At 70.1% G+C, this 26,395-nt stretch carries 24 protein-coding genes; 9 read left to right on the top strand and 15 right to left on the bottom strand.

Going from position 1 to position 26,395, the window contains the following annotated elements:
• Positions 1 to 45 precede the first annotated feature (45 nt).
• The 4 genes from ABD798_RS15830 to ABD798_RS15815 all read right to left on the bottom strand — a co-directional run bounded on the left by ABD798_RS15830 (position 46) and on the right by ABD798_RS15815 (position 4,178).
• Entirely contained in the window at positions 46 to 705 is a 660-nt protein-coding gene (locus ABD798_RS15830; RefSeq protein WP_344875349.1) for a response regulator, read from the bottom strand.
• Positions 702 to 1,832: a sensor histidine kinase gene (locus ABD798_RS15825; RefSeq protein WP_344875347.1), complete on the bottom strand. Its 1,131-nt coding sequence runs from the start codon at positions 1,830 to 1,832 to the stop codon at positions 702 to 704. The genes ABD798_RS15830 and ABD798_RS15825 overlap by 4 nt, the downstream gene beginning before the upstream one ends.
• A gap of 10 nt (positions 1,833 to 1,842) precedes the next feature.
• Complete coding sequence (locus tag ABD798_RS15820; protein WP_344875345.1) at positions 1,843 to 3,141, bottom strand: APC family permease; 1,299 nt, start codon at positions 3,139 to 3,141, stop codon at positions 1,843 to 1,845.
• 188 nt (positions 3,142 to 3,329) lie between these two features.
• Positions 3,330 to 4,178, bottom strand: coding sequence for a sulfurtransferase (locus ABD798_RS15815; RefSeq protein ID WP_344875343.1), 849 nt, complete (start codon positions 4,176 to 4,178; stop codon positions 3,330 to 3,332).
• Positions 4,179 to 4,276: 98 nt separating this feature from the next.
• On the opposite strand from ABD798_RS15815, the gene ABD798_RS15810 reads away from it, so the two are divergent.
• The 3 genes from ABD798_RS15810 to galE are packed head-to-tail and all read left to right on the top strand — an operon-like array spanning position 4,277 to position 7,191.
• A complete protein-coding gene (locus ABD798_RS15810) occupies positions 4,277 to 4,969 on the top strand; it encodes an iron-dependent transcriptional repressor DtxR (protein WP_344875341.1) in 693 nt (230 codons plus the stop codon).
• Positions 4,966 to 6,216, top strand: coding sequence for a galactokinase (galK, locus tag ABD798_RS15805; protein ID WP_344875339.1), 1,251 nt, complete (start codon positions 4,966 to 4,968; stop codon positions 6,214 to 6,216). The genes ABD798_RS15810 and galK overlap by 4 nt, the downstream gene beginning before the upstream one ends.
• A 24-nt stretch (positions 6,217 to 6,240) precedes the next feature.
• Complete coding sequence (galE, locus tag ABD798_RS15800; RefSeq protein WP_344875337.1) at positions 6,241 to 7,191, top strand: UDP-glucose 4-epimerase GalE; 951 nt, start codon at positions 6,241 to 6,243, stop codon at positions 7,189 to 7,191.
• 41 nt (positions 7,192 to 7,232) lie between these two features.
• On the opposite strand, the gene ABD798_RS15795 is transcribed toward galE, so the two are convergent.
• The 3 genes from ABD798_RS15795 to ABD798_RS15785 all read right to left on the bottom strand — a co-directional run bounded on the left by ABD798_RS15795 (position 7,233) and on the right by ABD798_RS15785 (position 13,850).
• Positions 7,233 to 8,285: a DUF4192 domain-containing protein gene (locus ABD798_RS15795; RefSeq protein WP_344875335.1), complete on the bottom strand. Its 1,053-nt coding sequence runs from the start codon at positions 8,283 to 8,285 to the stop codon at positions 7,233 to 7,235.
• A gap of 173 nt (positions 8,286 to 8,458) precedes the next feature.
• Positions 8,459 to 11,845: a phosphodiester glycosidase family protein gene (locus ABD798_RS15790; protein WP_344875333.1), complete on the bottom strand. Its 3,387-nt coding sequence runs from the start codon at positions 11,843 to 11,845 to the stop codon at positions 8,459 to 8,461.
• 148 nt (positions 11,846 to 11,993) lie between these two features.
• Positions 11,994 to 13,850: a Xaa-Pro dipeptidyl-peptidase gene (locus ABD798_RS15785; RefSeq protein WP_344875331.1), complete on the bottom strand. Its 1,857-nt coding sequence runs from the start codon at positions 13,848 to 13,850 to the stop codon at positions 11,994 to 11,996.
• A gap of 252 nt (positions 13,851 to 14,102) precedes the next feature.
• On the opposite strand from ABD798_RS15785, the gene add reads away from it, so the two are divergent.
• Positions 14,103 to 15,113, top strand: coding sequence for an adenosine deaminase (add, locus tag ABD798_RS15780; RefSeq protein ID WP_344875329.1), 1,011 nt, complete (start codon positions 14,103 to 14,105; stop codon positions 15,111 to 15,113).
• Between the two features lie 111 nt (positions 15,114 to 15,224).
• Here the strand turns inward: add and ABD798_RS15775 are convergent, their stop codons facing one another.
• Genes ABD798_RS15775 through ABD798_RS15765 form a run of 3 tightly spaced genes read right to left on the bottom strand, consistent with a single transcriptional unit; the run spans position 15,225 to position 17,521 of the window.
• Positions 15,225 to 15,821, bottom strand: coding sequence for a class I SAM-dependent methyltransferase (locus tag ABD798_RS15775; protein ID WP_344875327.1), 597 nt, complete (start codon positions 15,819 to 15,821; stop codon positions 15,225 to 15,227).
• 48 nt (positions 15,822 to 15,869) lie between these two features.
• Positions 15,870 to 16,799: a nucleoside hydrolase gene (locus tag ABD798_RS15770; protein ID WP_344875325.1), complete on the bottom strand. Its 930-nt coding sequence runs from the start codon at positions 16,797 to 16,799 to the stop codon at positions 15,870 to 15,872.
• Between the two features lie 50 nt (positions 16,800 to 16,849).
• Positions 16,850 to 17,521, bottom strand: a complete 672-nt coding sequence (locus ABD798_RS15765; protein WP_344875323.1) for an alpha/beta fold hydrolase — start codon at positions 17,519 to 17,521, stop codon at positions 16,850 to 16,852.
• 94 nt (positions 17,522 to 17,615) lie between these two features.
• On the opposite strand from ABD798_RS15765, the gene ABD798_RS15760 reads away from it, so the two are divergent.
• Together ABD798_RS15760 and ABD798_RS15755 are read left to right on the top strand one after the other, a co-directional pair.
• Positions 17,616 to 18,581, top strand: coding sequence for a helix-turn-helix transcriptional regulator (locus ABD798_RS15760; protein ID WP_344875321.1), 966 nt, complete (start codon positions 17,616 to 17,618; stop codon positions 18,579 to 18,581).
• 15 nt (positions 18,582 to 18,596) lie between these two features.
• Positions 18,597 to 19,052: an SRPBCC family protein gene (locus tag ABD798_RS15755; RefSeq protein WP_344875319.1), complete on the top strand. Its 456-nt coding sequence runs from the start codon at positions 18,597 to 18,599 to the stop codon at positions 19,050 to 19,052.
• Here the strand turns inward: ABD798_RS15755 and ABD798_RS15750 are convergent.
• Together ABD798_RS15750 and ABD798_RS15745 are read right to left on the bottom strand one after the other, a co-directional pair.
• Entirely contained in the window at positions 19,049 to 20,239 is a 1,191-nt protein-coding gene (locus ABD798_RS15750) for a GNAT family N-acetyltransferase (RefSeq protein WP_344875317.1), read from the bottom strand. The genes ABD798_RS15755 and ABD798_RS15750 overlap by 4 nt on opposite strands.
• A 61-nt stretch (positions 20,240 to 20,300) precedes the next feature.
• A complete protein-coding gene (locus ABD798_RS15745) occupies positions 20,301 to 21,620 on the bottom strand; it encodes an MFS transporter (protein WP_344875315.1) in 1,320 nt (439 codons plus the stop codon).
• 70 nt (positions 21,621 to 21,690) lie between these two features.
• Here ABD798_RS15745 and ABD798_RS15740 point away from each other — a divergent pair, with 70 nt between their 5' ends.
• Complete coding sequence (locus tag ABD798_RS15740) at positions 21,691 to 22,659, top strand: GlxA family transcriptional regulator (RefSeq protein WP_344875313.1); 969 nt, start codon at positions 21,691 to 21,693, stop codon at positions 22,657 to 22,659.
• 74 nt (positions 22,660 to 22,733) lie between these two features.
• Positions 22,734 to 23,963, top strand: a complete 1,230-nt coding sequence (locus ABD798_RS15735) for an alpha/beta fold hydrolase (protein ID WP_344875311.1) — start codon at positions 22,734 to 22,736, stop codon at positions 23,961 to 23,963.
• Here ABD798_RS15735 and ABD798_RS15730 read toward each other — a convergent pair.
• Positions 23,960 to 24,454 carry a carboxymuconolactone decarboxylase family protein gene (locus tag ABD798_RS15730; RefSeq protein ID WP_344875309.1) on the bottom strand — a complete coding sequence of 165 codons (495 nt, stop codon included), beginning with the start codon at positions 24,452 to 24,454 and terminating at the stop codon, positions 23,960 to 23,962. The genes ABD798_RS15735 and ABD798_RS15730 overlap by 4 nt on opposite strands.
• A gap of 27 nt (positions 24,455 to 24,481) precedes the next feature.
• Here ABD798_RS15730 and ABD798_RS15725 point away from each other — a divergent pair, with 27 nt between their 5' ends.
• Positions 24,482 to 24,979 carry a MarR family winged helix-turn-helix transcriptional regulator gene (locus ABD798_RS15725; RefSeq protein ID WP_425549224.1) on the top strand — a complete coding sequence of 166 codons (498 nt, stop codon included), beginning with the start codon at positions 24,482 to 24,484 and terminating at the stop codon, positions 24,977 to 24,979.
• A 7-nt stretch (positions 24,980 to 24,986) separates the two neighbouring features.
• Here ABD798_RS15725 and ABD798_RS15720 read toward each other — a convergent pair whose 3' ends face one another.
• Together ABD798_RS15720 and ABD798_RS15715 are read right to left on the bottom strand one after the other, a co-directional pair.
• Positions 24,987 to 25,418, bottom strand: a complete 432-nt coding sequence (locus ABD798_RS15720; RefSeq protein WP_344875307.1) for a CBS domain-containing protein — start codon at positions 25,416 to 25,418, stop codon at positions 24,987 to 24,989.
• Positions 25,419 to 25,529: 111 nt separating this feature from the next.
• Positions 25,530 to 26,384 (bottom strand): neutral zinc metallopeptidase, encoded by an 855-nt coding sequence (locus ABD798_RS15715; RefSeq protein WP_344875305.1) that lies wholly within the window; start codon positions 26,382 to 26,384, stop codon positions 25,530 to 25,532.
• Positions 26,385 to 26,395 lie beyond the last annotated feature (11 nt).

Genomic DNA, 26,395 nt, shown 5'->3' with positions numbered 1-26,395 from the left:
GCCACGGTTGTCCCGTAAGGGCGTTCCCGTACTACCGGGGTTGTGTCAGCCCATCCACCCCGGGGTGACCATGCCCGTCTCGTAGGCCAGCACCACCAGCTGCGCGCGGTCGCGGACGGCCAGCTTCGTCATGATCCGGCTGACGTGGGTCTTGGCGGTTGCCGGGCTCAGCACCAGGCGCGCGGCGATCTCGTCGTTGGACAGGCCCGCCGCGACCAGCGTCATCACCTCGCGCTCCCGTTCGGTCAACGCCGCCCAGCGGGCGTTGGGCGCGGGCTTGTCCACGCGCGCGGCGAACTCCGCGATCAGCCTGCGCGTCACCGAGGGCGCGAGCAGCGCGTCTCCCCGCGCCACCACGCGGACACCGTGAATCAACTCCATCGGCTCGGTGTCCTTGACCAGGAACCCGCTCGCCCCGTCGCGGAGCGCCCCGTACACGTAGTCGTCCAGGTCGAAGGTGGTCAGGATGATCACCTTGGCCCGCTCGTCGGCGGCGACGATGCGCCGGGTCGCTTCCAGGCCGTCCAGCTCCGGCATGCGGATGTCCATCAGCACCACGTCCGGCGTCAGCTCGCGGGTCAGCCGCACCGCTTCGGCCCCGTTCGCCGCCTCGCCCACCACCGTGATGTCGGCCTCGCCGTCCAGGATCGACCGAAAACCGGCTCGCACCAACGTCTGGTCGTCGGCCAGCACCACGCGGATCATGCGTTCTCCCCTGTCGGAAGCGTTGCGGTGACGAGGAATCCGCCCTCCGTCGACTGCGCGCTGAACTCTCCGCCGAGCAGGCGCGCTCGCTCACCCATGCCGCGGATGCCGTTCCCCGGTGTCACCGCTCCCCCTGTTCCGTCGTCCTGGACCTCCACGCGCACAACGCTTTCGCCGTGGTGCACGCGCACCGCAACCGTGTTCGCGTTCGCGTGCCGCGCCACGTTGGTCAGCGCCTCCTGCACGATCCGATAAGCGGCCAGGTCGATCTGCGGTGGCACCGCGCGCTCCGTTCCTCCGACCTCCACGCTGACGCGGAGTCCGCTCCCCCGCGCCCGTTCGACCAGCTCGCCGAGCCGTGCCAGCCCCACCTCGTCGACCTGGCGGAGCACGCCGAGCGTGGTGCGCAGTTCGCGGAGTCCTTCCTTGCTGGCCTGCTTGATCACTTCGAAGGCTTGGTGTTCGCGAGCCGGGTCTCCGCCGTGCAGCGCGGCGCTGGCCTGCACGTGGATCATCGACAGGTTGTGGCCGAGCGCGTCGTGCAGTTCCCTGGCGATGCGCAGCCGCTCCTCGCTCGCCCGGCGGCGCGCCTCTTCCTCCCGGCTCCGCTCCGCCTCGGCCGCCCGCGCTTCGGTCGCCGCCAAGTACGCCTGCCGGTTGCGCTTCACCCCACCGACCGCGATCACCGCGACGAGCCAGCCCGCGAGCATGAACAACGCGAGGTTGTCGACGTGCCGCGTCGGCGAAACCAGTTCTCCGAAGCCCACCGCGACCAGCGTGAGGACCGCGACGAGCACCGAAGCCACCACGTGCCCCTCGGCCGAAGCCGTGTACAAGGCGACCACGAAGGTCAACAACAGTGGAGTGCCAGCGGTGGTGGACAGGTAGAACCCACCAGCGACCACGAGCGTCAGGAGCACCACCGCCACCGGATGCCGCCTGCGGAACCACACCGCCGCGCACCCGATCGCGATCAGCACCCAGCCCAGCACGCCCGGCCCGGCCAGATCACGCGAAGCGATCTGCGCTCCCACCGCGACACCGACCACGATCAGCGCGACACCACCCGTGACGGCGACGTCGGCGGCCCGACCGCGCAACGGCCAGGCGGAACGGAGTGCGGGCACACCTCGCAGGCTACAAGCCGAGCAGGACGTCGAACTGGCTGATCGACAGCACCAGGATCACGCCGAGCAGCAGCGTGCCCAGCGCTGGGGCCACCCGCTGGGACCACCAGCGCTCGCGCGGTCGCTTCGCGAAGAAGACCGTGATCGCCAACGAGGTGAGCGTCAGCAACAGGATCACGCCGAGCGAGCCCGCGTTGGTCAACCAGGTGAACAACGTCGTGATCGGGTCCAACCCGGTGAGCGCGAACCCGCCGACCACGAGCAACGCCAAGCCGCTCTGCGTCAACGACCCGATGTGCGGCGAACCGTGGCGCGGATGCGTCCTGCCCAACGCGCGCGGCAGAACTCCCTTGCGCCCCATGGCGAGGAAGTAGCGCGCCACCACGTTGTGGAAGGACAGCAGGGCCGCGAACAGGCTCGTCACGTAGAAGACCCGCGTGAGGTCGACGAACCACGTGCCGAGGCTCGTCTCCGCCAAGACGAAGAACAGCTCCGGCCCGTGCTCCGTCGAAGCTCCGACGAGGCCGTCCACCCCCGTGCCCGCCGCGAACGCCCACGCGGTGACGGCATAACCGACGCCGATGAACGCCACGGAGATGTAGGTGGCCCGCGCGACCGTGCGCCTGGGGTCGCGGCACTCCTCTCCGTAGATCGCCGCCGCCTCGAAGCCGACGAAGCTGCCCATCATGAAGCACAACGCCGCGCCCGCGGCCCCGGTCGCCACCGCGGCGGGACTCAGCACCTGCACCGCTGCGGCCCCGCCATCGCCCAGCTCCGCCACGTCGAAGATCACCACGGCGACCGTCTCCACGAGCAGGAGCACCGCGAGCACCCTGGCGTTGAGGTCCACCCGCAGGTAGCCCAGCACCGCGACGAGCGCCATCGCCACCAGGCCGCACGCCCACCACGGCACGCTCCAGCCCGCCTGCTTGGCGAGCAGGCCGGAGGCCGCCACACCGAACAGGCCGTAGAGGCTGACCTGCATCGAGTTGTAGGCGATCAGCGCCACCGTCGCCGCGCTCGTGCCCATGCGAGCGCCGAGCCCTTCGGCGACGTAGGCGGAGAACGCTCCCGCGTCGACGATGTGCCTGCTCATCGCCGCGTACCCGGCGGAGAACACCGCGAGCACCACCGCCAGCACCAGGTACAGCACCGGCAGGCCGAGCACCCCGGTAGCCGCGTAGACCTGGGGCACCCCGCCCGCCGCCACGGTGAGCGGGGCGGAGGCGGCCACCACGAAGAACACCAGGTCGGCGACCCCGAGCGGACGCCGGTTCTCCTTGCCCGGCACCGACACAGACACAGACACCGAGCCCGAAACCGAGCCCGACGCCGGGTCAGCCGGATCCGCGCCGGACGGATCTGCGCAAGACGACGCTGGACCGGACGAAACGGTGCCGGACGAAGCTGGGCTGGACGGAACCGGGCTGGACGAACTCGCGCCGGACCGAACCGGGCCGGACGAGGGAGCCGGGTCCGGTAACGGAACCGGCGAACTCACGGGTTGGGGCCGATGGCCACCGGGCGCTCCGGGTCGGTGCACCAGTGCGACCAGGACCCCGCGTACAGGGCCGCCGGACGCTCCTGGCTGGTCAGCCGCGCCGCCTCCAGGGCGAGCACCACCGAGGAGGCGGTCACGCCCGAGCCGCAGTACGCGCCGACCGGCTCGCCGGGCCGCACGCCCAGCTCGGAGAACCGCTGCGCCAGCTCGCTGGTGGACAGCCACCGCCCGTCCTCACCGAGGTGCCGGGAGAACGGCGCGTTGCGGGCGCCCGGCACGTGTCCGGCCGCCGGGTCGATCGGCTCGACGTCGCCCCGGTAGCGCTCCGGCGCGCGGGCGTCGAGCAGCGTGCCCTTCCTGGCCAGCTCGGCGGCTTGGTCGGCGTCGATCACCGGCATGGAGCCGGGCTTGACCACGAAGTCACCCGGAACGGGGACCGGCACCTCGGCGGTGACCGGCCGCTGCTCCGCCGTCCACGCGGCGAACCCGCCGTCCAGCACGGCCGCGCGCCTGTGCCCCGCCCACCGCAGCAGCCACCACGCACGCGCGGCGACCGAACCGTCACCGGCGTCGTAGGCGACGACGTCGCGGTCGGCGGTGACGCCGGCCGCACGCAGCACGGCCTGCAGCGCGTCGGCTTCCGGCAGCGGATGGCGTCCTCCAGCGCCTGGCTCGGCGGCCAGTTCGCGGTCGAGGTCGACGAAGACCGCGCCGGGCAGGTGGCCCTGGTCGTAGTCTTCGCGTCCCGGTGGGCCGACGAGGCGCCAGCGGACATCCAGGACGACGGGGCCGGGCTCGGTGGCGCGCGCCTCGGCGAGCTGGGCGGGTGTGATCAAGGGCGACACGCGCCCATACTGCACGCTCACCACGGCTGGGCACAGCAGCCGCCCACGTTCGATGTCAGCCACTAGGACTAACATCGGGGTGGACGAAGGGGAGCGGTGTGAACGACCTCATCGACACGACGGAGATGTACCTCCGCACCATCTACGAACTCGAAGAGGAGGGCGTGGTCCCACTGCGCGCCCGAATCGCCGAGCGGCTGGAGCAGAGCGGCCCCACGGTGAGCCAGACGGTCGCCAGGATGGAACGCGACGGCCTGCTCGTGGTGGCCGGCGACCGGCACCTGGAGCTGACCGAGTCCGGCCGCGCCCGCGCCATCTCGGTGATGCGCAAGCACCGGCTCGCCGAGCGCCTGCTGGTCGACGTCATCGGCCTGGAGTGGGAGCACGTGCACGCCGAGGCGTGCCGCTGGGAGCACGTGATGAGCGAGGCGGTCGAGCGCAAGCTCGTCAAGCTGCTCGGCAACCCCACGACCTCCCCGTACGGCAACCCCATCCCCGGGCTGGACAAGCTCGGGGTCGGCGAGCCCGCCCCTCCGGTGGAGCGCGACCTGCGCAGGCTCAACGACGTGGCCAAGCAGGGCGGTGGCCGGGTGGAGATCTGCCGGATCGCCGAGCACGTGCAGCCGGACCCGGACCTGATGGCCGAGTTGAAGAACGCGGGCGTGGTGCCGGGCAAGGACGTCGAGGTGCTCGCCTCGGGAGCGAACAAGTCGCTCACCGTGCGCGGGGAGCACGGCTCCGCGGAGCTGACCGTGGACATCGCCCACGCGGTGCTGGTTCGCCTCCGGTGAATCAGGCCCACCGCGCGGCGAAGGCCTTCCTGGCCCAGCACGGCCGCGCGCCGTTGGGCGTGTGGTCGGCTCCCGGCCGGGTGAACCTGATCGGCGAGCACACCGACTACAACGACGGGTTCGTGCTGCCGTTCGCGCTGCCGCACCGGATCGCCGTCGCCGCGGCGCCGCGCGAGGACGGTCTGCTCGCGGTCACCACGATCTCGGACAACGGCAGGGCCCAGCCCGCCGCGCCGGTGGCGGTCGCGGACCTGGAGCCCGGCTCGGTGACCGGCTGGCCCGCGTACCCGAGCGGGGTCGCGTGGGCGCTGCGCCGCCAGGGCTACGACATCGGCGCCCTCGGCGGGGACATCGGCGCCATGGGCGGGGCGGACCTGGTCATCGCGGGTGACGTGCCCGCCGGTGCCGGGCTGTCCTCCTCGCACGCCTTGGAGTGCGCGGTCGCGCTGGCGCTGCTCGGCCTGCTCGGGCACGAGCTGGACGCCGGGGACGCGCCTTCGCGGCAGCAGATCGCGCGGTGGGTGCAGCACTCGGAGAACGACTTCGTCGGTGCGCCGACCGGGCTGCTGGACCAGACGGCCTCGCTGTGCTGCACCAAGGGCAACGTGCTGTTCCTGGACGTGCGCTCCGGCGAGTCCGAACAGGTGCCCTTCGACGCCGCCGCCGAGGACCTCGCCGTGCTGGTGATCGACACCAGGGCGAGCCACTCGCTCGCCGACTCCGCCTACGGGGAGCGGCGGCGCGGGTGCGAGCGCGCGGCGGAGCTTCTGGGCGTCGCCGCGCTGCGCGACGTCGCGGTCGACGACCTGCCCTCGGCGCTGGGGCGGCTGCCCGGCGAGCTCGCTCCGCTGGCGCGGCACGTGGTCACGGAGAACGCCAGGGTGCTGGAGACCGTCGAGCTGTTGCGGGCGGGCAAGATGGCGCAGATCGGCCCGCTGCTCACCGCCTCGCACGAGAGCCTGCGCGATGATTACCGGATCTCCTGCGCGGAGCTGGACGTCGCGGTCGACGCTGCGCTGTCCGCCGGGGCGCTCGGCGCGCGGATGGTCGGCGGCGGCTTCGGTGGCTCGGCCATCGCGCTGGCCTCCACCGCGATCCTCGACGACGTGCGGCGCGCGGTGAACGCGGCCTACTCGGAGCGGGCCTTCACCCTGCCCCGGCTGTTCGTGGCGGTCCCGGCCGCCGGTGCCGGGCGGGACGAGACCGCCGAGGATCGCCAGACAGACAAGAACGAACACGACGCATGACCCAGTGAGGAAGGTAGGAACCAGGTGAAGCTGCTCGTCACGGGCGGGGCCGGATACGTCGGCAGCGTGAACGCCGCCCGGCTGCTGGAGGCCGGGCACGAGGTCGTCGTGCTCGACGACCTGTCGACGGGGCACGCGGACGCGGTCCCGCACGGCGCCCGCTTCGTCGAGGGCGACGCGGGGGACGCCGGCTCGCTGCTGGCCGAGGGCTTCGACGGGGTGCTGCACTTCGCGGCCAAGTCCCTGGTCGGGGAGTCCATGGAGAACCCGTCCAAGTACTGGCACGGCAACGTGATGACCGCGTTGAACCTGCTGGACGCCATGCGGGACAACGGAACCCCGCGCCTGGTGTTCTCCTCCACCGCCGCGACCTACGGCGAGCCGGAGGAGGTGCCGATCAAGGAGTCCGCGCCGACCAGGCCGACCAACACCTACGGCGCGTCGAAGCTGGCGATCGACTTCGCGATCACCTCGTACGCGGCCGCGCACGGCCTCGCCGCGGTGAGCCTGCGCTACTTCAACGTCGCTGGCGCCTACATGAACTACGGCGAGCGGCACGCGGTCGAGACCCACCTGATCCCGATCGTGCTCCAGGTCGCGCTCGGGCAGCGCGAGCAGGTCCAGATGTACGGCGAGGACTGGCCCACCGAGGACGGCACCTGCGTCCGCGACTACATCCACGTCGTGGACCTCGCCGACGCGCACATGCTGGCGCTGCAGCACGCCGAGCCGGGCCAGCACCGGATCTACAACCTGGGCAGCGGCACCGGGTTCTCGGTCAAGCAGGTCATCGACACCTGCCGCGAGGTCACCGGGCACCCGATCCCGGCCGCCGTCGCCCCGCGCCGCGCCGGTGACCCGGCCGTGCTGGTCGCCTCCAGCGACCGGGCGCAGGAGGAGCTGGGCTGGAAGCCGCAGCGCACCGACCTCGCCAGCATCGTCAGCGACGCGTGGGAGTTCACCCGCAAGCGCTGAGGTCTCCCCCGCCGGTCGCGGAAGCCCTCCGCGACCGGCGGTCACGTCGTTCCCATCAGGCGCTGGTGCTGGGCCACGCCGTCCAGTGCGAGGAGCCCGACCTGGTCGGGCGGCAGCCCGGTGTCCAGTGCCACGCGCAGCAGCCGCGTCAGGCGGTGGGAGCCGTCGGCCGTCTCGGCCACCTCCAGCGCCATGCTCGCCAGGGCGCCGTCGCCCCGCAGGTAGCTGGCGTAGGCCAGCAGCGCGGCGGGCTCCGCTCGTTCCGGGCCGGGCACCGCTCTGGTCAGCTCCAGCCACAACCTCTCGGCCGCCTCGGCCCGGTCGCCGAGCACCGTGGCCAGGCACGCGTCCCGGACCGAGTGGTGCGCGAGGCCCATGGCCAGCAGCGCGACGTCCTCGTCGGAGAGCTGGAGCCGGTGTTCCGCCGTCGCTTCGATGGTGTCGTGCACCGTGCGCAGCGCCGCTTCCGGGCCGTCGAATCCTGGCGGGGTGACGCCCGCCGACCCGTCCAGGAGGGCGTCGATGAGCGCGGTGCGCCGTGCGAGCGCGTCCGGCGGGTCCGGATCGAGCAGCGCGCGCATCTCCTCACGGCTGGCGAAGGTCACGTTGCCCGCGAGCGTGGTCGCGGCGGCGACCGGGTTGGTGGCCGGATCGGTCAGGGTGCCGCCGCAGTCCGGCTCGTCGTAGCAGCGCCAAGCCGCTCCGTCCACAATGGACTCTGCCCAGACGGCGTGCCGGACCCGGATCTCGGCGGCGGCGAACGCCTCGTCGAGTTCGGCGATCAGCCCGGCGTGCGGCAGCTCGGCGGGCCACGGCCCGGGTTTCGCCGGGCACACCACCACCGCGACGATCCGGGTGGCCCCGTGCCCGAGCACGGGTGCGAGCAGTTGCGCCGCGACGGCCTGGCGATCGGCCACGGCGGGCAGGTCGACCCGCAGCGCGAGGCCGACGCGGGTGCGTTTCTTCCGCCGGGTGAGGCAGACCAGGACCAGTGACTCGGTCGGGTGGAAGCCGAGCAGGTGCGGGACGGCCGCGACCAGGTCGGCGATGTCGTGGAGCCGGGTCGTGCCGCTCAGGGCGGTGGTGGATGGCATGTCCCCACTGTCATCGCTCGCCGGCCGCCCGGGGGCTCGCCGAGCGAATCTGTGGATGGACGGGGCCTTTGTGGACAACTACCCGCGTCTGCTCGCCCTCGCCACTCCCGTTTCGCGCTCTTTTCCTTGCTGTGAGCGCGAAACGGGAAGGGCAAGCACACGATGGGGTGGAACTAGGAGATCTCGATCGGCGCGGTGGTTCTGACGCCGTTGACCACCACGCCCAGCTCGACCTTGCCGGTCCGGAGCGCGGTGAGCGTCCCGGTGGCGGGGTCGAAGGCGGCACTGTGCGCGGACGTGGCGCCCTGGGCCGGGCCGATGTGCAGGTTGGCCGAGCCGAACCAGTCCGCGCTCACGGGGTAGCCCACGGCGATCCTGCGCTGTCCTTGAAGGACGGTCGCCCCCGCCGGTGCCGTGCTTCCGGGCGCGAGGCGCGCGGGAGCGGCCAACTCCAAGCGGTCCACGTGCGCCCTGATCTCCGAGCGCACGGGGTCCCGTTGTTCGGCGGGGTCGATGCGGACCATCGTCCAGCCGGTGAAGCCGCCGTCAGCGGGCGCGGCGGCGGGCGCCTTGCCGGAGTTGCCGTTGATCAGGAAAGGCACACCGTCGGTGCGGCCCGCGTGGAACAACCCCGCGTGCGAGGCGATCGACAGCGCCGTCTTCCCGCTCCGCGCACGGAAATCGGCCAGCCACTGCGACAGCAGCGGTCCTTCGAGCGGATCGGTCAGCTCCGAAGAGCCACCGGGCAGCGGATCGTCGACGGGGTGGTGCATGGCGACGAGCACGCCGCGCACGGACGGGTCGGTCGCGGCCGAGTCCAGGGCTTGGCGCAGCAGCTTGATCTGGTCGAAGCCGCCAGCGCGCAGGGTGCCGAGCGAGGAGTCGAGGAGCACCATCCGCACACCGCCCTGGTTGACGACGCGGAAGGTGTCACCGAAGGCCTTGCGGAACTCCTCGGTGGTGCCGGGGCCGTAGGTCTCGTGGTTGCCGGGGAGGTAGTACCAGGGCACGCCCTTGCCGACCAGCTCTTCGTCGATCACCTTGCGCGCCAAGGCGAAATCGGCCGCAGTGCCCCGGTCGACGAGGTCACCGTTAATCAGGAGAACGTCGGGTTTGGCGGCGAGTGCCTCGCGGAAGGTGCGTCGTGCTTGTGCGACGAGAGGACCTTCGGGGTTGTCGGAGGTGAACTGCGCGTCGCTGACCACTGCGACGCGAAGCGCACCCGGCTTCGCGGGAAGGTCCCCGTCGGTCACCACGACGCGGTCCTTGCGCGGAGCATCGGCGGGCACGGAGATCTCCGACGCCACGGACGCGGTCAGGTCATCCAGCAGGAGACGGCCTTCGTACTGTCTGCTGCCATCGGTTTCCACCACGTAGAGCCGTTGGACGCGCAGCTCTCCCGTGAGCGCTGGGGGCACCTCGGTGTCCACGTAGCGCCAGCCGGTCCAGTCGACCTTCTTGGACAGATCGAGCACCGTCGCAGTGCCAGTGCTGTCAAGGAGGCTCAGCCGCAACCAGGTGCCCTTGCCGTCACCGTTGACCCAAGTCCCCACGCGCTGCGTGCCTGCCGGTAGCACGATGGGCGTGCGCGCGTTGACGTAGGCAGCCCTGGTAACCGTGGCGCCCGTGAGCCGGTAGTCCAACGCGATCGCGTTGCCGGTCCTACCTTCCACAGTAGACAGAGATGCGCCCACGACAGCCGGGAACACGGTGGCGTTCCACGGGTCAACGGAGTCCATAGTGGACACACCGATTGCCTTTGTGCCGATCGTGACGCCGAAGTGCGTGACGAGGCCGCCGACGTTCACGGTGATGACAGCACCACCAGACGGCGCTGCGGCAGACACCGCGAACCCGTCACCGTCCGGCGTGACGTGCACGATCCGCTGGTCGTAGCTCAGCTGGACGTCGCGCGGCTCCACCCACGTGGTGAAGCCCTCCGTGTCCTGGCCCATAACGCGGAAGCGCCCGCTCGCGCCAAGGCCGGACAACGAAACTCGTTCAGTGTCAGTGTCCACGCGCACGGGTGCACCGAGCACAGTCATGCCCAATTCACCGCTGGCGCTACCTGATGAGACGGAGAGCTTCGCGGCGCCTGGTTGCCCCGCGCGGAACACGCTCAGCCCTGAAGCCGCTTCGAGCTTGCCCGCACCGGACGGACTGACCTTCCATCGCGGCGAGGCGTTCACCGGAGAGCCGGTCTCGTCGTGACCCCAAGCCCCAACAGTGCGGCTGAGGCCTGCGAGCACGCGGTTCGACTGGTCGCCCGCAGTCCCTGGTTCGACGCGGAACCCGGTCAGGCGCCCACTCCCGCTGGCGCTGGTCAGGCCGAGACCGTTGGGCACGATGCGCTGTCCGCCGTCGGAGGGCGAGTTGTGCACGGACACCGCGCTCTGACCGGGCAGGCGTGCGACAAGGGTCGACGATCCGCCGCCGTCGAGATTGAGCGCGTCGTCGGCACCGAGGGACTTCATGTACTCACCGAGTTCGCGGTAGGTCATGCCGCGACTGGAGACCTGCCTGCCGTCGATCGTGACGAGCCACATCTTGCGACCGTCAGCGGAGAATCCGACTGCGGTGCGCGGGTGGATCGCGGTGTCCGTCTGCGGCAGAACGACACCGTCGCGCAGCAGCGAGAGGTTGCCGCCGATGGCCACCTTCAAGGGGTCGCCCTGATGCCGCGGTTGGTAGCGGACATCGACCTTGTCGCCGACCCGTAGGGCTTCAAGTGATCGTGCGCCAGTGTCGATTCCCAGCAGCACCAACGTGTTCCCGGCAATCGGCCCCTCTCCCGTGGTGGAGCGGAGCGCGCTGACGACACCGTCGCGGATCTCGACCTCGCGGACCTGGTTCGCGCCCACAGCGGCCCAGGAGCGCGGCTGCGTGCCCCACAGCGACGTGAAGATGCCGACGCCGTTCTTGGCCACGTCCGGCGAGTTGAAGTTCGTCGCGGTGATCGAAGACCCGTTGGGCAGGGTCACGCTGGCTTGAAGAAAGACTTCGAGCATGCGGCCGACACCGTTGCCGTTGATGCCAACGCCGTGGTTCCAGCCGCTGGCGGGCGCGTGCCGCAGTGCGCCGTTGTCGATACCGATGCCCCGTGGCGCCCCGGTCTCGTTGATGTCGAAGAAGTCACCGTTGACGCCCGCGATGGCACCTGTGCGCGCGGCCTGGTCCGTGAGCACGGTGCGCGCGGCGACCGGGCCGGGGCTCAGGTACTGCGCTTTGAGGCTCGGCTGTGACAGGTCGGCCGTGAGCACATCACCCTGAATCCAGCCAGTGGGTCGCAGACTGCGGAACTCGCTCAGCGCCAGACCGGGGGCGATCGGCCGCTCGGCCCTGCTGACCACCAGGTCCTCATCGGTCGCCGCGACGCGCGCGGCGGGGGTCTGCGGGAGCAGTTGGACCGGTCCGTCCACGGAGGACGAACCGGGACGACCCTCGACCGGCTCCGGCCCGAGCGCGGCGGTCGGGGCGGCGACGCCCAGCCCGGTACCGCCCAGCGTCAGACCGAGCACGGCGAGGACCGCGGAGACGACGGCGGTGCCACGGGTGCGCACAACGTCCTCCAGCGACTAGGTGAATAACTCACCGGAAGCACACTGTATGGAGGTGAACTTTGACTATCCACCAGAGGAAGGACGACTTGCCGCTGGACGGCCGAAAGGCCCCCTCCCCTGACGGGAAGAGGGCCCTTCGCGAGGTGGGTCAGCGGCCGAACGCCGCCAGGAAGGCCTGCTTGCCGCCGAGGGCGGGCAGGACGATCCGGGTCTGGTTCAGCGTCACGGCGAGGCCCGCGCCGGGCTTGGGCCGCAGCGTGTAGTCGTAGTCGCTGGACAGCAGCACCAGCCCGAGCTTGTTGCCCGCGGGCAGGACGTAGTCCATCGGCTGCATCTCCACGCTGAGGGAGTACTGCTCCCCCGGCTTCACCGGCTCCGTGCGGTCCGGGCGCGCGCGGTTCTGCGGGTCGGTCCACCCACGCGTGATGACCTTCGTGGTGCCGTTGGGGGCGCGATCGACCAGCACGGCGGTCACGTTCGCCGCAGGACGGTCGAAGGCGACCTTCAGGTCAGCCTTCACGGTGCCGCTGATGCGCAGAGCCTGCTTGGCAGCGGGGGTCGCGTAGGACAGGCGGTTGCCGGAGCTGGGCAGCGCGAGCAGCTGGTCGACCTTCTTGCTCGCGTCGTCGGCGAGCTTCTCCACGACGGCGCTGCCGGGGACGGACGCGGTGGCTTCGAGGTTGCCCGTGGAGGTGCCGCCCGGCCACGGGTACACCGAGACGTCACTGCTGCCAGGAACGGGCCATTCGGCTTCGTTGACCCAGGTGCGGTCCTCGCGCTGGATAGTCGCGCGGGGCTCCGCCTCCACGTTGTTCTGCTGAGCGAACAGGTAGCGGGTGTACCAACGGTTGAGCGTCTTCAGCCACTCGTCGCGGCGCAGGCCCAGCGGGTCCGTGTGCCCGGACTGGTGCCACCAGATCTTGTGCGGCACGTTGTTGGCCTTCAAGGCGTCGTACCACTGCGCGGCGTGCTTGGTCTTGACGTTCCAGTCCTTGAGCCCGTGCACGACCAAGGTCGCCGCGCGCACCTTCTTGGCGTCGTTGAGGTAGTTGCGCTCGTCCCAGAAGGGGCCGTAGTCGCCCGTGACGCGGTCCTGCTGCCGCACGATCTCGTCGATGACCGGCTTGCAGATCTCGCGGTCGGAGCGGCTGTACACGTACTCCGCGAGCACGTCCGCGTCCTCGCCCTGGTAGCCACCGGGGGCGACGACCGCACCGTCAGCGCGGTAGTAGTCGTACCAGCTGGAGATGGCCGCAATGGGCACGATCGCTTCGAGGCCCTGCACACCGGTGGAAGCAACCGCGTTCGGAAGCGTGCCGTTGTAAGACACGCCCATCATCGCCGTCTTGCCCGTGGTCCACGAAGCGACTGACGGCTTGTTCGCGGTGTCGCGCGCCGTAGTGCGTCCGTTGAGCCAGTCGACCACCGAACGCGCACCGATGGTCTCGTTGCGACCGCCGGTCGTCGGGCAGCCCGTGGACTCACCAGTACCGAGCGACTCCGCGTAAACGACGGCGTAACCGCGCTCCAGAAGGAACTTCTCGTAGCTCGACGGGCCGATCACTCCGGGGTTCGGACCGGCAGTACCGAGCGCGGCCGCGATACGCGGGTCTTGTTTCGGGTCGGTGCCGGGGCTGTCGCGCCGGTTGTCGTTGCGCGGCCCGTCCGGCACGTGCAGCTCGACATCCACGTTGTGGTTCGGCACGTTGTTCCCGCCCGCGTAGTACGGGCTCGGGAGGTACACCACGGGCAGCTTCACGCCCTGCGTGGTCACGCGCTGGCGCACCACGTCCGCGCGCACCTCGTCGTCCTTGCCGTCCCGGTCACTGTCGATCGGAACGCGGATGAAGACCTTCTCCCGCACCACGTCCGTCGCGTCGTAGACGGGCTGCGCCTCACCGTCGGCGAACACCGGCTGCTGCGGCGGAGCGGCCGCCAGCGCGTGCGCACCGGTCAGCGGCAACACCACCATCGCGGCCAGCAGGACTGTTCGTGCACGCCTCATCGGCTTCTCCCCTAGCAGGTTGGGTACCTGCGCACCTTCGCGGCGGGAGACGACGGGGTCAATACTCCAAATGTCCTTCTAAATCCACACTGAGTCGTGAAAGACTGCGTCGGTGAACGTGAGCGTGTTCCTGGCGGGCCTGGTGGCCCTGCCGCTCTACGGAGCCGATCACGCGCGGACCGACCTCGCGTGGTGACTGGGGCCTGACTGCCCGCACCCGCACATCCCATTTCTTGGAAGGTCTGTTTCCGCATGTCCAACGACATCGCGGCGTTCGTCGCCGCGCTCCCCAAGACCGAACTGCACGTCCACCTCGTCGGCGCGGCATCTGTACCGACGGTGCTCGAACTCGCGCGCCGTCACCCCGACGGCGGCGTTCCGACCGATGAGGCGCAGCTACAGGACTTCTACGTCTTCAGGGACTTCGCGCACTTCATCGACGTGATCCTCGCCGTCAGCGCCTTGGTGCGCACCGGCGAGGACGTCGTGACGCTGGTGACCGGTCTCGCGCGCGACCTCGCACAGTGCACAGTGCGCTACGCCGAGGTCACCGTCACCCCGCACCTGCACCTGCTGGCCGGGATCGAACCGGACGAACTGGCCGAAGCGCTGGAGACCGGTCGCAAACGCGCACTGGACGAACACGGCGTCGTGCTGGCGTGGATCTTCGACATCCCCGGTGAGAAGGGCCGTACCGCGGGGACGACCACCGTGCGGTGGGCGCTGCGCCATCGTCCTCAGGGGACGGTCGCGTTCGGGCTGGGCGGGCCGGAGATCGGGGTGGGGCGCGCGCAGTTCGCCTCGATGTTCACCCTCGCCAGGGAGGCCGGGCTGCGCAGCGTGCCGCACGCCGGGGAGACCACCGGCCCGGCGACGATCTGGTCCGCCGTGCACGACCTGGGCGCCGAGCGGATCGGTCACGGCATCTCGGCGATCCACGACCCGCGCCTGGTGGAGCACCTCGCGGAGCGTCAGATCGCACTGGAGATCTGCCCGACGTCGAACCTGCGCACGCGCGCGGTGCCGACGATCGCTGAGCACCCGCTGCCGCGATTGGTGCAGGCGGGCGTGCTCGTCACGCTGAACACCGACGACCCCGGCATGTTCGACACGGACCTCAACCGCGAGTACCTGTTGTGCCACAAGGAGTTCGGGTTCGACAGGAACGACCTCGCGGAGCTCGCCCGCAACGGTGTGCGCGCGTCGTTCTGCGACGAGGACGTGCGCGGGCGGATCCTCGCGGAGATCGACGCGGTGGTCTGACCAGGCGCTCCGGCACGGTGCTCCGAGCCGGAGGCCCCACCCGAAAGGGGTCGTACCCAATGTGGCATTTGTTGCGTCTGGCGAAACAAATGCCACATTGGGTTCACAACGTCAGCGGGGGCGGCGGCAGACGTAGGTGATCGCGGGCGGCAGGTTCGCCCAGACCACGCGGGTCAGCAGAACCTCGTCGAAGGTCGATTCGAGCAGGCGGCGGAAGCGGCGGGCGTTGTCCATGCCCAGCGCGTGCACGTAGGCGAAGGTGGTGAACACGCCGTGCGGTTGCAGGGTCTCGGCGACGTGGCCGAGGATCTCGCGCTGCCCCTGCTCACCGATCAGCGCCCACGGCAGGCCGCTGACCACCGCGTCCACCGCGTCGACACCCCGGTCGGCGAGCAGCTTGCCCAGCTCGGTGGCGTTGGCGTTGAGGACCTCCATGTGCGGGTAGTTCTCCCGCAGCAGGCCGGCCAGCTCCTCGTCCAGCTCCACGCCCAGGTAGCGGCCGCGCGTGCCGAGGCGGGCCGTGATGCCGTCGCTGACCGCGCCGCTGCCCGCGCCGAGCTCGACGACGACGGGGTCGCCGGAGCCGGGGATGACCGAGGCCAGCCGGGCGGCCAGCGCGGGGGAACTGGGCCAGACGCCGCCGATCAGGCTGGGGCGGCGCAGAACGGCCTGGAAGAACACGCGTGAAGCGTTGCGGGGGCTCGACACCCGTCCTAGCCTGCCCTGTCGCTCCCCGGCCGTGCCACCCACCCTCCGCTAAGAAGCGCTGACCAGCATGTCTTCGAGGATCTTCGCCATGACCGCCTTGTCGGTGGCGAGCGTGAGGTACGAGTGCTCGCGCGTGGCCGGGCTGACCCACTCGTTCGCCCCGCCCGCACCGATGCGGTTGGAGCCGCCGCGCACCTCCGTGAAGTGCTTCGCGCCGCGCACCGCGTAGTACATCGGCAGCACGTCCCACAGCTCACCGTCGACACCAGCGCCGAAACCGATGCGGAAGGTCTCCGCGAGCGGGGATTGGCCAGTGATCCGTTTGCCGAAGGACACCGACAGCTCTCCACCGCTGAACACGACCGGAGTTGGCCAGTCGTGCACCACGCGTGCCGTGGCTGCCGGATCGAGTGCGAAGTTGAACTCCGGCTCCGTGGTGCTGCGCGGGTATTGACCACCCATCACGACGAGCCGCGAGACCTTCCTGCGCACCAGATCCGCGTCTGCGTCCAACAGGTTGCGCAGGTTCGTCGTGGCCCCTAGGGACACCACAACGACACTGTGGTCTCTTTGTGCGACAAGCAGTTTGCGGTAGAGCGCGGTCGCTTCGGGCGCCGCGCTGCCGCCACGGAGGTCGTGCGGGAACTTCTCCGCGAGCTGCGGCGCGTAGTTGTGCGCGAACTGCTCACATGTGGAGTTGTCCGTGGGCTTAAGGGCACCGATCGGAATGTTCGGGTGCTTGTAGTGCGTGTTGACCACGTCGACCGCCGCAGCGCCTGCCTCGCCCTTGGTGTCGACCATGACACCGAGCAGCTTCGCCTCGCGCTTGCTGTGCATGAGGTTGGCCATCGCGAGCGCGGGAACGTCGTCCACGGCCGCGCAGATGTCCGTGTCGATGATCAGGGGCACCGGGGCCGTGGTGGTGACCGGGACGACGAGCGTCGCGGCCACCACCACCGCGCTGAGGATCGAGAACACGCGCAGAGACTAATACGATGCGTGCTCGCGTCCTTCGAAGCATCTTGCGCTCAGAGGGCGTGCAGGACCTCGGCGAGTTCCTTGGGAGCGGTGACCATCGGCCAGTGGCCCGTGTCGATGTCGACGCGGTGCCACGCGGGCGCGACGAACTGCTGGAAGCGCGGCATGCCCGTAGCGACCAATCCGCGGAAGTCGTCACACGCGATCACGACGCGCTTGTAAGTCGGCTCCTTGTCGCTGATGCGCAATGCCTGCGCGTACGCGCCGTAGGGGTGGCCGACCGCCTTGGTGCTCAAGAAGTCGTAGGTGTCCTTGTCGATGCCCGCGTCCTGGCTCAGCGCCTCGAAGGACGGGTACGGCAAGCGACCGTCGACGTTCGGGACCGGACCCGTGAAGTCCAGCATCGCCTCGCCGTTCTCGAAGGGCGCCGAGTCGAGGTAGACCAGCTGCGCGAGCCGTTCGCCGACGCGGTCCGCCACGCCCGTGATCACCAGGCCCGCGTAGCTGTGACCGACCAGGACCACGTTCTCGCGGTCGCCGATCACCTCGACCACGTCCGCGATGTGCGTCTCCAGGTCGATCGAGGCCGCGTCCCCACCGCCGTCCAAGCCGCTGAGCGTGACCGCGTGCACCTCGTGGCCCTCGGCGCGCAGCAGGTCAGCGACCTCCGCGTAGGCCCAGCCGCCGATCCAAGCCCCGGGAACCAGCACGTAAGTGGCCATCTCGTCACTCCTCGGTCGATGTGGTGCTCGATGTCGTTGGGAGAACCGTAGGATCAAAACCGGACAGAACACGTCCGGATTGAGGTTGTGACCCGTGCCACATCCCACTACCCGCCTCCTGGCGATGCTGGAGCTGCTCCAGGCGAACCACCACCTGACCGGCCGGGACCTGGCCGAGCGGCTCGGGGTCGACGAGCGCACGGTGCGCCGCTACGCGAGCCGACTGGTCGAGTTCGGCGTCCCGGTCGAGGCCGGGCGCGGGCGCTACGGGGGTTACCGCCTGCGCCCCGGCTACAAGCTGCCGCCGCTGATGCTGAGCGATGACGAGGCCGTCGCGGTGACGCTGGGCCTCACCGCCAGCAAACGGATCGGACTGGCGACAGCGGAGCCCGCCGTCGAGAGCGCACTCGCCAAGATTCAACGCGTTCTCCCGTCCGCGCTGCGTGAACGCACTCAGGCAGTGCAAGAAGCACTTGGCTTCACACTGTTGCCCCGCGAGGGCAAAGCTCCGGCCACCGACACACTGCTCGTCATGGGCGAGGCCGTGCGCCGTAGGACACGCGTGCGACTCCGTTACCGGTCGTGGCGCGAAGAGGAGTCCGAACGCGAACTTGACCCCTACGGTGTCGTCTTCCACTCAGGCCGTTGGTACGTCACGGGGCACGACCACCGCCGTGGCGAACTACGCACCTTCAGACTCGACCGTGTGCAGTCGGTTTCCTTACAAGACAAGACGTTCACGGTCCCGGCGGGCTTCAACGCCGTGGAGCACGTCACGCAGTCGCTGGCGGGCGTGCTGTACACGTGGGAGGTCGAAGTTGTTGTGGAGGGACCAGTAGACGCTGTGCGCAAACGCATCCCACCGACGACGGGAACTGTCGTCGAAGAGCACGGCGTCGTTCTTCTGCGCACGCGCGCGGAGAAGCTCGACGGGATGGCGCGGATGCTCGCGAGCTTGGAATGGCCGTTCGTCATCCGCAAGCCCGTCGAACTCCGCAGCGCGCTGCTCGACTTCTCCCGTCACCTAGCCGCACTCGCGGAGCGAAGAGAGTCCTTATAGGGCAACCTGATGCGCATGGAGAAGCTCAACCCGGTCGCATCCGCGTGCATGCTCATTCGCAGGCCAGCGGAGGACGCGTTCCAAGCCTTCGCCGACCCCACCGTCACGTCGCGGTTCTGGTACAGCAAGAGCAGCGGCGCGATGGTTCCCGGCGCGGAGCTGCACTGGGAGTGGGAGACCTACGGAGCGACCGCCGACGTCCGGGTGAAGGAAGTCGAGCAGTACCGGCTGATCCGCTTCGAGTGGGGCAACTACGCGCAGCCGACGACGGTCGAGCTGAAGTTCACTCCGCGCTCCGCGAATGCCACCTTCGTCGAAGTCACCGAAACGGGCTTCACGGGCACTGACGACGAGACCCTTCAGTGGGTCAACGACACCGTCGGCGGCTTCAGCACCGTTCTGTGCTCGATGAAAGCGCTTCTAGAGCACGGAATCGAACTCAACGCGGTCCCCGACCACCACCCCGCCTAGAACGCGTCCAGCAGGCCTGGGCGTGGTCCTGCGAAGGCGGCGTCCAACAACGCGTCCGTACGGCCGTCACCGCCGTGCAGCAAATCGGAGCGCCGTAGAGCCGCAGTGCTCGCACCGCCGCCGTAGAGCACCGCGAGCCCACGGCTGCCGATGACCACCTCGCCGCTGCCACCGGGCTCCAGCGACGCCGAGCCTGCCGCGACGACCAAACGGTGCGGTCCCGCGTTCCACGGGCACACGTCGTCCACGATCTCCAGGTCCACGGTCGCGCGCAGCTCCGGCCACCCGCGTGCCGCGATAGCCGCGCGTGCGTCCACGAGCCGCAGCATCCACGCATCGGTGGACGCGCGCTCCAGATGCACAGGCAAGCCCCACGTGAGTTCGTCGGGCACTGCGAGGCGCAACTCCGTCGTAGGCGCCACAGTGCCCCAACTGCCGAACTGCGCGATCAGTGCCGTGAGCGCACGATCGGTCAGCGTGACCAGATCGGTGACAACGAGCTTCGCGCCGGGACCGTAGTTGTCAGTGCGCTGCCAGCTCGCGTAGCCCTCCGCGCCGTCAGGGCCCTCAACCAACGTCATGCGGTAAGCGTCGAGCACTTCGGCGGGAGTGGCCTTGAACAGCGGGCCGCTGCGCTCCATGAGGCCGTTCCCAGCGCGTGCGTAGGCGCGGTAGACCTCCGCGACGGTCGGGAAGTCAGAAACAGTCACGGGGCGCACGGTCACTCCGGCCGCAGAACGCACCGATTGCAAGGCAGTGGTCGCAACACGCTCGTCGACGATCGCGCCGACCTGCTCCCACCCAAGCTTGCGGTAGAGCCCCGGCACGCTAGGCATCAACGTGCTGATCGCCGCACCACGGTCGCGCGCGGCGCCGAGCATGTGCTTGAGCAGCTTCTGCGCGACTCCGCCCCCACGGGACTCCGGAGCCACCGCGACGCCCGCGATGCCGCTCGTGGGGACGAGCCGCCCGCCGAACCACTGGCCCTGTTCACGGTCAGCAGCGTCCGCGACGAGCGTGCCTCGCGCGTCGAACACGCCCCACCAGTTCATGCCCGCCTGGTCCGCGATGCGCGGCAGTGTCGCTTGAACCTGGGACAACGGCTTGGTTCGCCCGAACGCAACGCTGTTCAGCTCGTAGCGGGCGGGCACGTCCTCGTCGGCGAGTGGCCGGATCGTCAGCTCCACGCGCTCATTCTTGACCACCGGCACGCACTCCGACCACCAGAAACATCGGCGAGCAATGACGTCATCCGGCGTCACCGCCAGGAGCTCGCGAGAGCGTGCCCTGCTTTGGGGCATTCAGCTCCACAACGGCGGCTTTCCTGCTCTTCACGATCAGCAGCGACAGGGCGGCAGCCACCGTGCTAAGCCCCGCGGCGACGTACCACGCCACGGTGTACTCGCCGAGCGAATCGCGCACCAGGCCTGCTGCAGTGGCCGCGATCGCCGCGCCGACCTGGTGCGAGGCGAAGACCCACCCGAAGACCACCGCGCCGTCTGCGCCGAAGTGTTCACGGCACAGCGCTACGGTCGGCGGAACGGTCGCCACCCAGTCCAAGCCGTAGAAGATGATGAACACCAACATGCTCGGGTGCGCGGTCGCGTCGAACAGGCTGGGCAGGATCGCCAAAGACACACCCCGCAGGCCGTAGTAGACGGCGAGCAGCACACGGGAGTCGATCCGGTCCGTCAGCCAACCGGAGAACACAGTGCCCGCGATGTCGAAGATGCCCACCAAAGCGAGCAGTCCCGCCGCAGCCGTAGTGGGCATGCCGTGATCGTGCGCGGCGGGGATGAAGTGCGTGCCCACCAAACCGTTCGTAGTCATGCCACAGATCGCGAAGCCGCCCGCGAGGTACCAGAACGTCTTGGTGCGCGCGGCGGAGAACAACGCACGAACAGCCCGTCGCGCAGCTCCCCCTTCAGACGCAGGCGGTGCCACTACGGGGCCGGAAGCACCGTAGGCGGTCAAACCGACCTCGCTGGGGTGATCGCGCAACAGCCACAACACAAGCGGCACAACGGCTAGCGCGGCCAACGCGACCGTGAGCGACGCGAAGCGCCACGTGCCTTGTTCGACGATCAGCGCGAGTACGGGCAGAAACACCAACTGTCCCGCCGCGCCACCCGCGGTGAGCACGCCGGTCACGATGCCGCGGTGCTTCACGAACCACCGGTTGGTCACTGTCGCGACGAACGCCAACGCCATCGATCCAGTGCCCAAACCGACGAAAACGCCCCAGAACAGGATGAGCTGCCAGGACTGCGCCATGAACACCGTGAGCCCACTGCCCGCCGCGACCAACAACAGCGCCCACGCGACCACCTGCCGGATACCGAAGCGGTCCATCAACGCGGCGGCAAACGGTGAAGTCAGGCCATAAAGCAGCAGGTTGATCGAAACAGCGAGCGAGATCGTGCTCAGCGGCCAGCCGAACTCCTCGTGCAGCGGGTTGATCATCACTCCGGGGGTGGCCCGGAAGCCCGCCGCGCCGACGAGCGCGACAAAAGCGACGGCGGCCACGATCCAGGCGCGGTGCGGTCGCCCGCGATATCTCTGTGTCACCGGACGAGCTTCAAGCAACGGTTTCACTCGGACGAGTGGCCTGATGGTCAACCTGTGTCAGGATCGGGCCATGACCGGACCGCACCGCATCGCCGTGCTCGCCCTGGAGGGCTCGGTGGGATTCGACCTCGGAGTGCCCGCGCAGGTCTTCGGCTGCGCGCGGGACGAGAACGGCGCACCGCTGTACGAGGTGCGCGTCTGCACCCCCGACGGTGGCCCGATCCGCTGCGCGGCCGGGTACCGCGTCCATCCCGAGCACGGCCCGGAAGCGCTGGACTGGGCGCAGACGGTGATCACCATCGGCATGCAGCAGGGCAGCCCGGTCAAGGACGGGGTGCTCGACCAGCACGTCATCGACACGCTGCGCCGGGCGGCGGGCCACGCGCGGATGATGTCGATCTGCACCGGAGCCTTCGTGCTCGCCGCCGCCGGGTTGCTCGACGGCAGGCCCGCGACGACGCACTGGGCCTATGCGCGGCGGTTCCGGCGGCTGTTCCCGAGGGTGCTGCTCGATCCGGACGTGCTGTTCGTCGACGACGGCGACGTGCTGACCTCGGCGGGCGTCGGCGCGGGCCCTGACCTGTGCCTGCACGTGATCCGCCGCGACCACGGAAGCGGCGTGGCCAACCGCGCCGCGCGCCGCTGCGTGATCGCCCCGTGGCGCGACGGCGGGCAGTCGCAGTTCATCGAGCGGCCGCTGCCCGAGCCGGCCGAGGCCAGCACGGCGGCCACCCGCGAGTGGGCGCTGCACCGCCTCGGCGAGCCGCTGACCCTGCGCGAGCTGGCCGAACACGCCCGGATGAGCGTGCGCACCTTCACCAGGCGCTTCCGCGAGGAGACCGGCTCCAGTCCCGGCCAGTGGCTGGTGCACCAGCGCGTCGAGCACGTGCGGCGGTTGCTGGAGGACACCGACCTGCCGGTGGAGAAGATCGCGGCTCGGGCCGGTTTCGGCACGGCGGCTTCGCTGCGGCAGCACCTTCGTGCCAGGCTCGGGGTCGCGCCGAGCGCGTACCGCAGGTCCTTCCGGCCCGCGGGCTGAACAGAGCTGGAACCCGACGACCGTCCCGCTCGTTCACCGGGCGGGGCGGGCCAGAGGGGGGATGGATGTCCACTGTGGACACACGACGGGAAGAGAAGCGGGAGCAGCGCAGCGAGCAGGTGATCGCGGAGTTCCGCCACAGCCCCTCGGTGCGCAGGCTGAGCAGGCCGATGATCGAGGGCGGCTCGCGGCGGTTCGAGCTGACCTACGTCCGCGAGGGCAGCAGGGGCGCGACGCCGCTGCTGGTGCTGCCCGGCGGGCCCGGCCTCGCCTCGGTGCTGCCCTACCACCGGCAGCGGGCGCTGGCCGCGCGCCGCGAGTTCGACGTGATCATGGTGGAGCACCGGGGAATCGGGCTGTCCCGGCACGACGAACTGGGCCACGACCTGCCCTTCGGCGCGCTCACCGTGGACGCTGCCGCCGACGACCTCGCCGCCGTGCTCGACGACTGCGAACTCGAACGCGCGATCGTGCTCGGCAGCTCCTACGGCGCGTACCTGGCGCAGACCTTCGGGGCCAAGCACCCCGAGCGCGTCGCCGGGATGGTCCTGGACTCCACCTACTCCACCACCTCGGACTTCGCGGTCGCGCGGGACGAGGTGCGGCGGTTGCTCTGGCACGGCGAGGACCCGGCGACCAGGGGCGTCGCGGCCAAACTGCGCGAGCTGGTCGCGAGCGGTGTGGTCCCGGCCGAGGAGACCGGCAGCGTGATCCCGGCCTTCTACGAGCTGGGCGGGCCCGCGATGGTGGACCGGCTGCTGGACGCCGTCGCGGCGGGCCGGTGGGGTCCGTGGCGCTGGATCCACCGGGTCGCCGACGACGAGCTCGGCAAGCCCAGCCGGTACGTGCTGGAGCTGGACCTGGTCTCGGCGATGAACTACCGCGAGCTCTACGACCTGGAACCGGACGGTCTCCCGCTGGACCAAGCCGTTGCCTTCGCCAAGCACGCCAAGGGTTTTCCCGCCTTCGAGGGCGAGCCGCGCTGCCTGCTGAGCGCTCTGGAGAACTTCACGTGGCCGACCGCGGTGCTGACCGCCGAGCGCGATCTGCGGACCGTGCGCCCGGTGGCCGAGCGCACCGCCCGGCTGCTGCCGGACGGTGTGCTCGTGCCGTTCCGGGACATGTCGCACAGCGTGCTGGACAACCACCCCGTCGCCGCGCTCAACGCCGCCAGGGGGGTCGCGCTGCGCCAGCACCACCGGCTGCCCGCGATGGCCCCGAAGCTCGCCGCGCTGCCGAGCGGATCGGCTCGCTCGCTGCTCGGACTCGGCCTGCGCGCCTGGCTGACGATGGCCAGGAACTAGGACCGCGTCATCCGGTTGGCCAGCGTGGACATCGTGTAGGTGCCGATGCCCAGCACCACCTCCAGCGCGTTCTGCTTCGTGTAGCCGTGCGCGAGGAAGTCCTCCAGTGTCTCGTCGTCCACCCCTCCCGCGGTCTCCAGCACGGCGATGGTGAAGCGCCGCAACGCTTCCAGCCGTTCGTCGGGCAGCCTCGCGCGCTCGCGCAGCGCCGTGACCAGCTCGGGGTGCTCGGCGAGCTTCGCGGAGTGCATCTGGACGCAGATCTCGCAGCCGTTGCGCACCGCCACGGTCATGATCACCGTCTCGCGGGAGACCATGTCCAGCGTCGTGCTCTCGAAGATCCCGCTCATCCTGAGGAAGCCGTCCAGCAGGTGCGGCGACTCGGCGAGCCGGGCGACCGCCGTGGGCACGTGGCCCAGCTTCGCCCTGGTCGCCTCCATGGCCCTGCGGGAGGCGGCGGGTGCGGTCTCGATCGTGTGGTCGGTGAACATGGGGCCCCCAGGGGTAAAGTCGACAACGTGGTTGACGAAAAGGTAAACCAGGTTGTCGAGTTGCGCAAGCCCCCGGGCTTCGAGCTGCCGTTGCTGCTGTTCGCGGGCTTCCGCTCGCTGATCGACCGGCTGCACGCGGAGCTGGCCGTGCAGGGCCACCCCGATCTGCGCCCCGCGCACGGTTTCGCGATGCAGGCGATCGGCGCGCAGGGGGCCACCGCGAGCGACATGGGCAGGCGGCTCGGCGTCTCCAAGCAGGCGGCGGGCAAGACCGTGGACCGCCTGGCCGCGCTGGGCTACGCGGAGCGGGTCGAGGACGCCGCCGACGCCAGGCGCAAGCACGTCCGGCTCACCCCACGCGGCGTGGACGCGCTCGCCAGGTCGGCGGCGATCTTCGACGAGCTGCGCGCGACGTGGGAGAAATCCCTTGGCGCACAACGACTCCAGCAGGTCGAGTCGGCGCTGCGGACGATGGCGCCCGCCGAGGGGGTCCGGCTCGACGCCGCGAGCTGGTTCGGGATGTGAGCCCCGCTCAGCCCTGGGAGATGTAGGCCTGGAGCTGCTCGCCGTGCTGCTCCAGCTGCGAGATCCGGCTCTTCACCACGTCGCCGATGCTGACGATGCCGACGAGCGCGCCGCCGTCGAGCACCGGGACGTGCCTGATCCTGCGCTCGGTCATCTGCACGGTGAGCGTGTCCACGGACTCCTCCGGCCCGCAGGTGAACACGCGGCTGGTCATGATCGCCGAGACGGGGCCGGTGAGCACCTCGGCCCCGCGCTCGTTCAGGGTGCGCACGACATCGCGCTCGGAGACGATCCCGGCGAGCCCGCCGTCGGCGTCGACGACGACCAGGGCGCCGACGTTGTGCTGGGCCAGCGCCGCGAGCAGTTCGGTCACCGAGCTCCGCTGCTCAATGGTGGCCACGGCCGAACCCTTGCCGCGCAACACGTCCGCGATCCTCATCGGGGGTACCTCCGGTGCTCGTCGCCAGCGGTGCCTACCCTCCGGCACGCTAGCGACTCCGCCCCGCGCCGCGATACCCCGAATGTCCGGGTTCACCCACTTCGCCGCTGTTCAGGCGACTTGGGCGGAAGGGGCGTTGTAGGTGTTGCAGGCCGAGGTCGTCCGTTTCCGGAACCCGTCGGTGCCCCAGCGCACCTGGTTGGGGAGCTTGCCGTGCGTGTCGTCGGCGACGGAATCGTTGAACGAGCGGACAGCGGCGTCGGCGAGCTGCTTGGTCACGGTGCCCCGCCCCGACGCCGCGGCGATGAACAGCCCGGAGAAGCAGTTCGCCTGCAACTCCTGGCGGCGGATCAGCTCCAGCCCGGCCGGGGTGTCCTCGCCGGCCTTGTGCACGGCGCTGCCGTTGGCCAGCGCGATCCCGCTGAGCAGCTGCACGTGGTGGCCGTACTCGTGCCCGAGCAGGTTCAGGTGGCCCGCGCGGTGGGACTCCACGGCGTCGAGCACGGTCGCCCTCGGCACGTAGATCGTCCGGTCCGCCCCGCAGTAGAACGCGGTCGCCTCGTTGTCCGAGGGCGCGGGCCCGCAGCCGGTGGTCGGCTTGTCCTCGATGTTCAGCTCCGGCGAGCCGAACGGCAGGTTCGCCTGCTCCAGCGCGGGCCGCCACGCGTCGTCCATGCAGGTGATCATGGCCTTGTAGTAGGCGCGCAGCTGCTCGGCCGCCCTGCCGAACTTCGGCAGCTCGCAGGTGATCTCGCGCAGCCCGATCCCGTTGCCCAGCAACGGGTTCTCCGCCGTCTTCAGCACGGCCCGAGCGACCGGGCGGGTGGTCGTGGTGACCGTCGGCGCCGGCGGGGGTGGTGCCTCGACGGCGACGCCGGTGACCTTCCCGGCGTCGGGCCCGAACACCAGCACGGCGACGAACACCGCCGCTGCCGCCGCCGCACCGATCGCCCCGCTCACTCGCATCGGGACAGCAT

This window comes from Allokutzneria multivorans (genome assembly GCF_039537405.1).
Lineage (GTDB): Bacteria > Actinomycetota > Actinomycetes > Mycobacteriales > Pseudonocardiaceae > Allokutzneria > Allokutzneria multivorans.
This window is presented reverse-complemented; position numbering and strand designations above follow the sequence as displayed.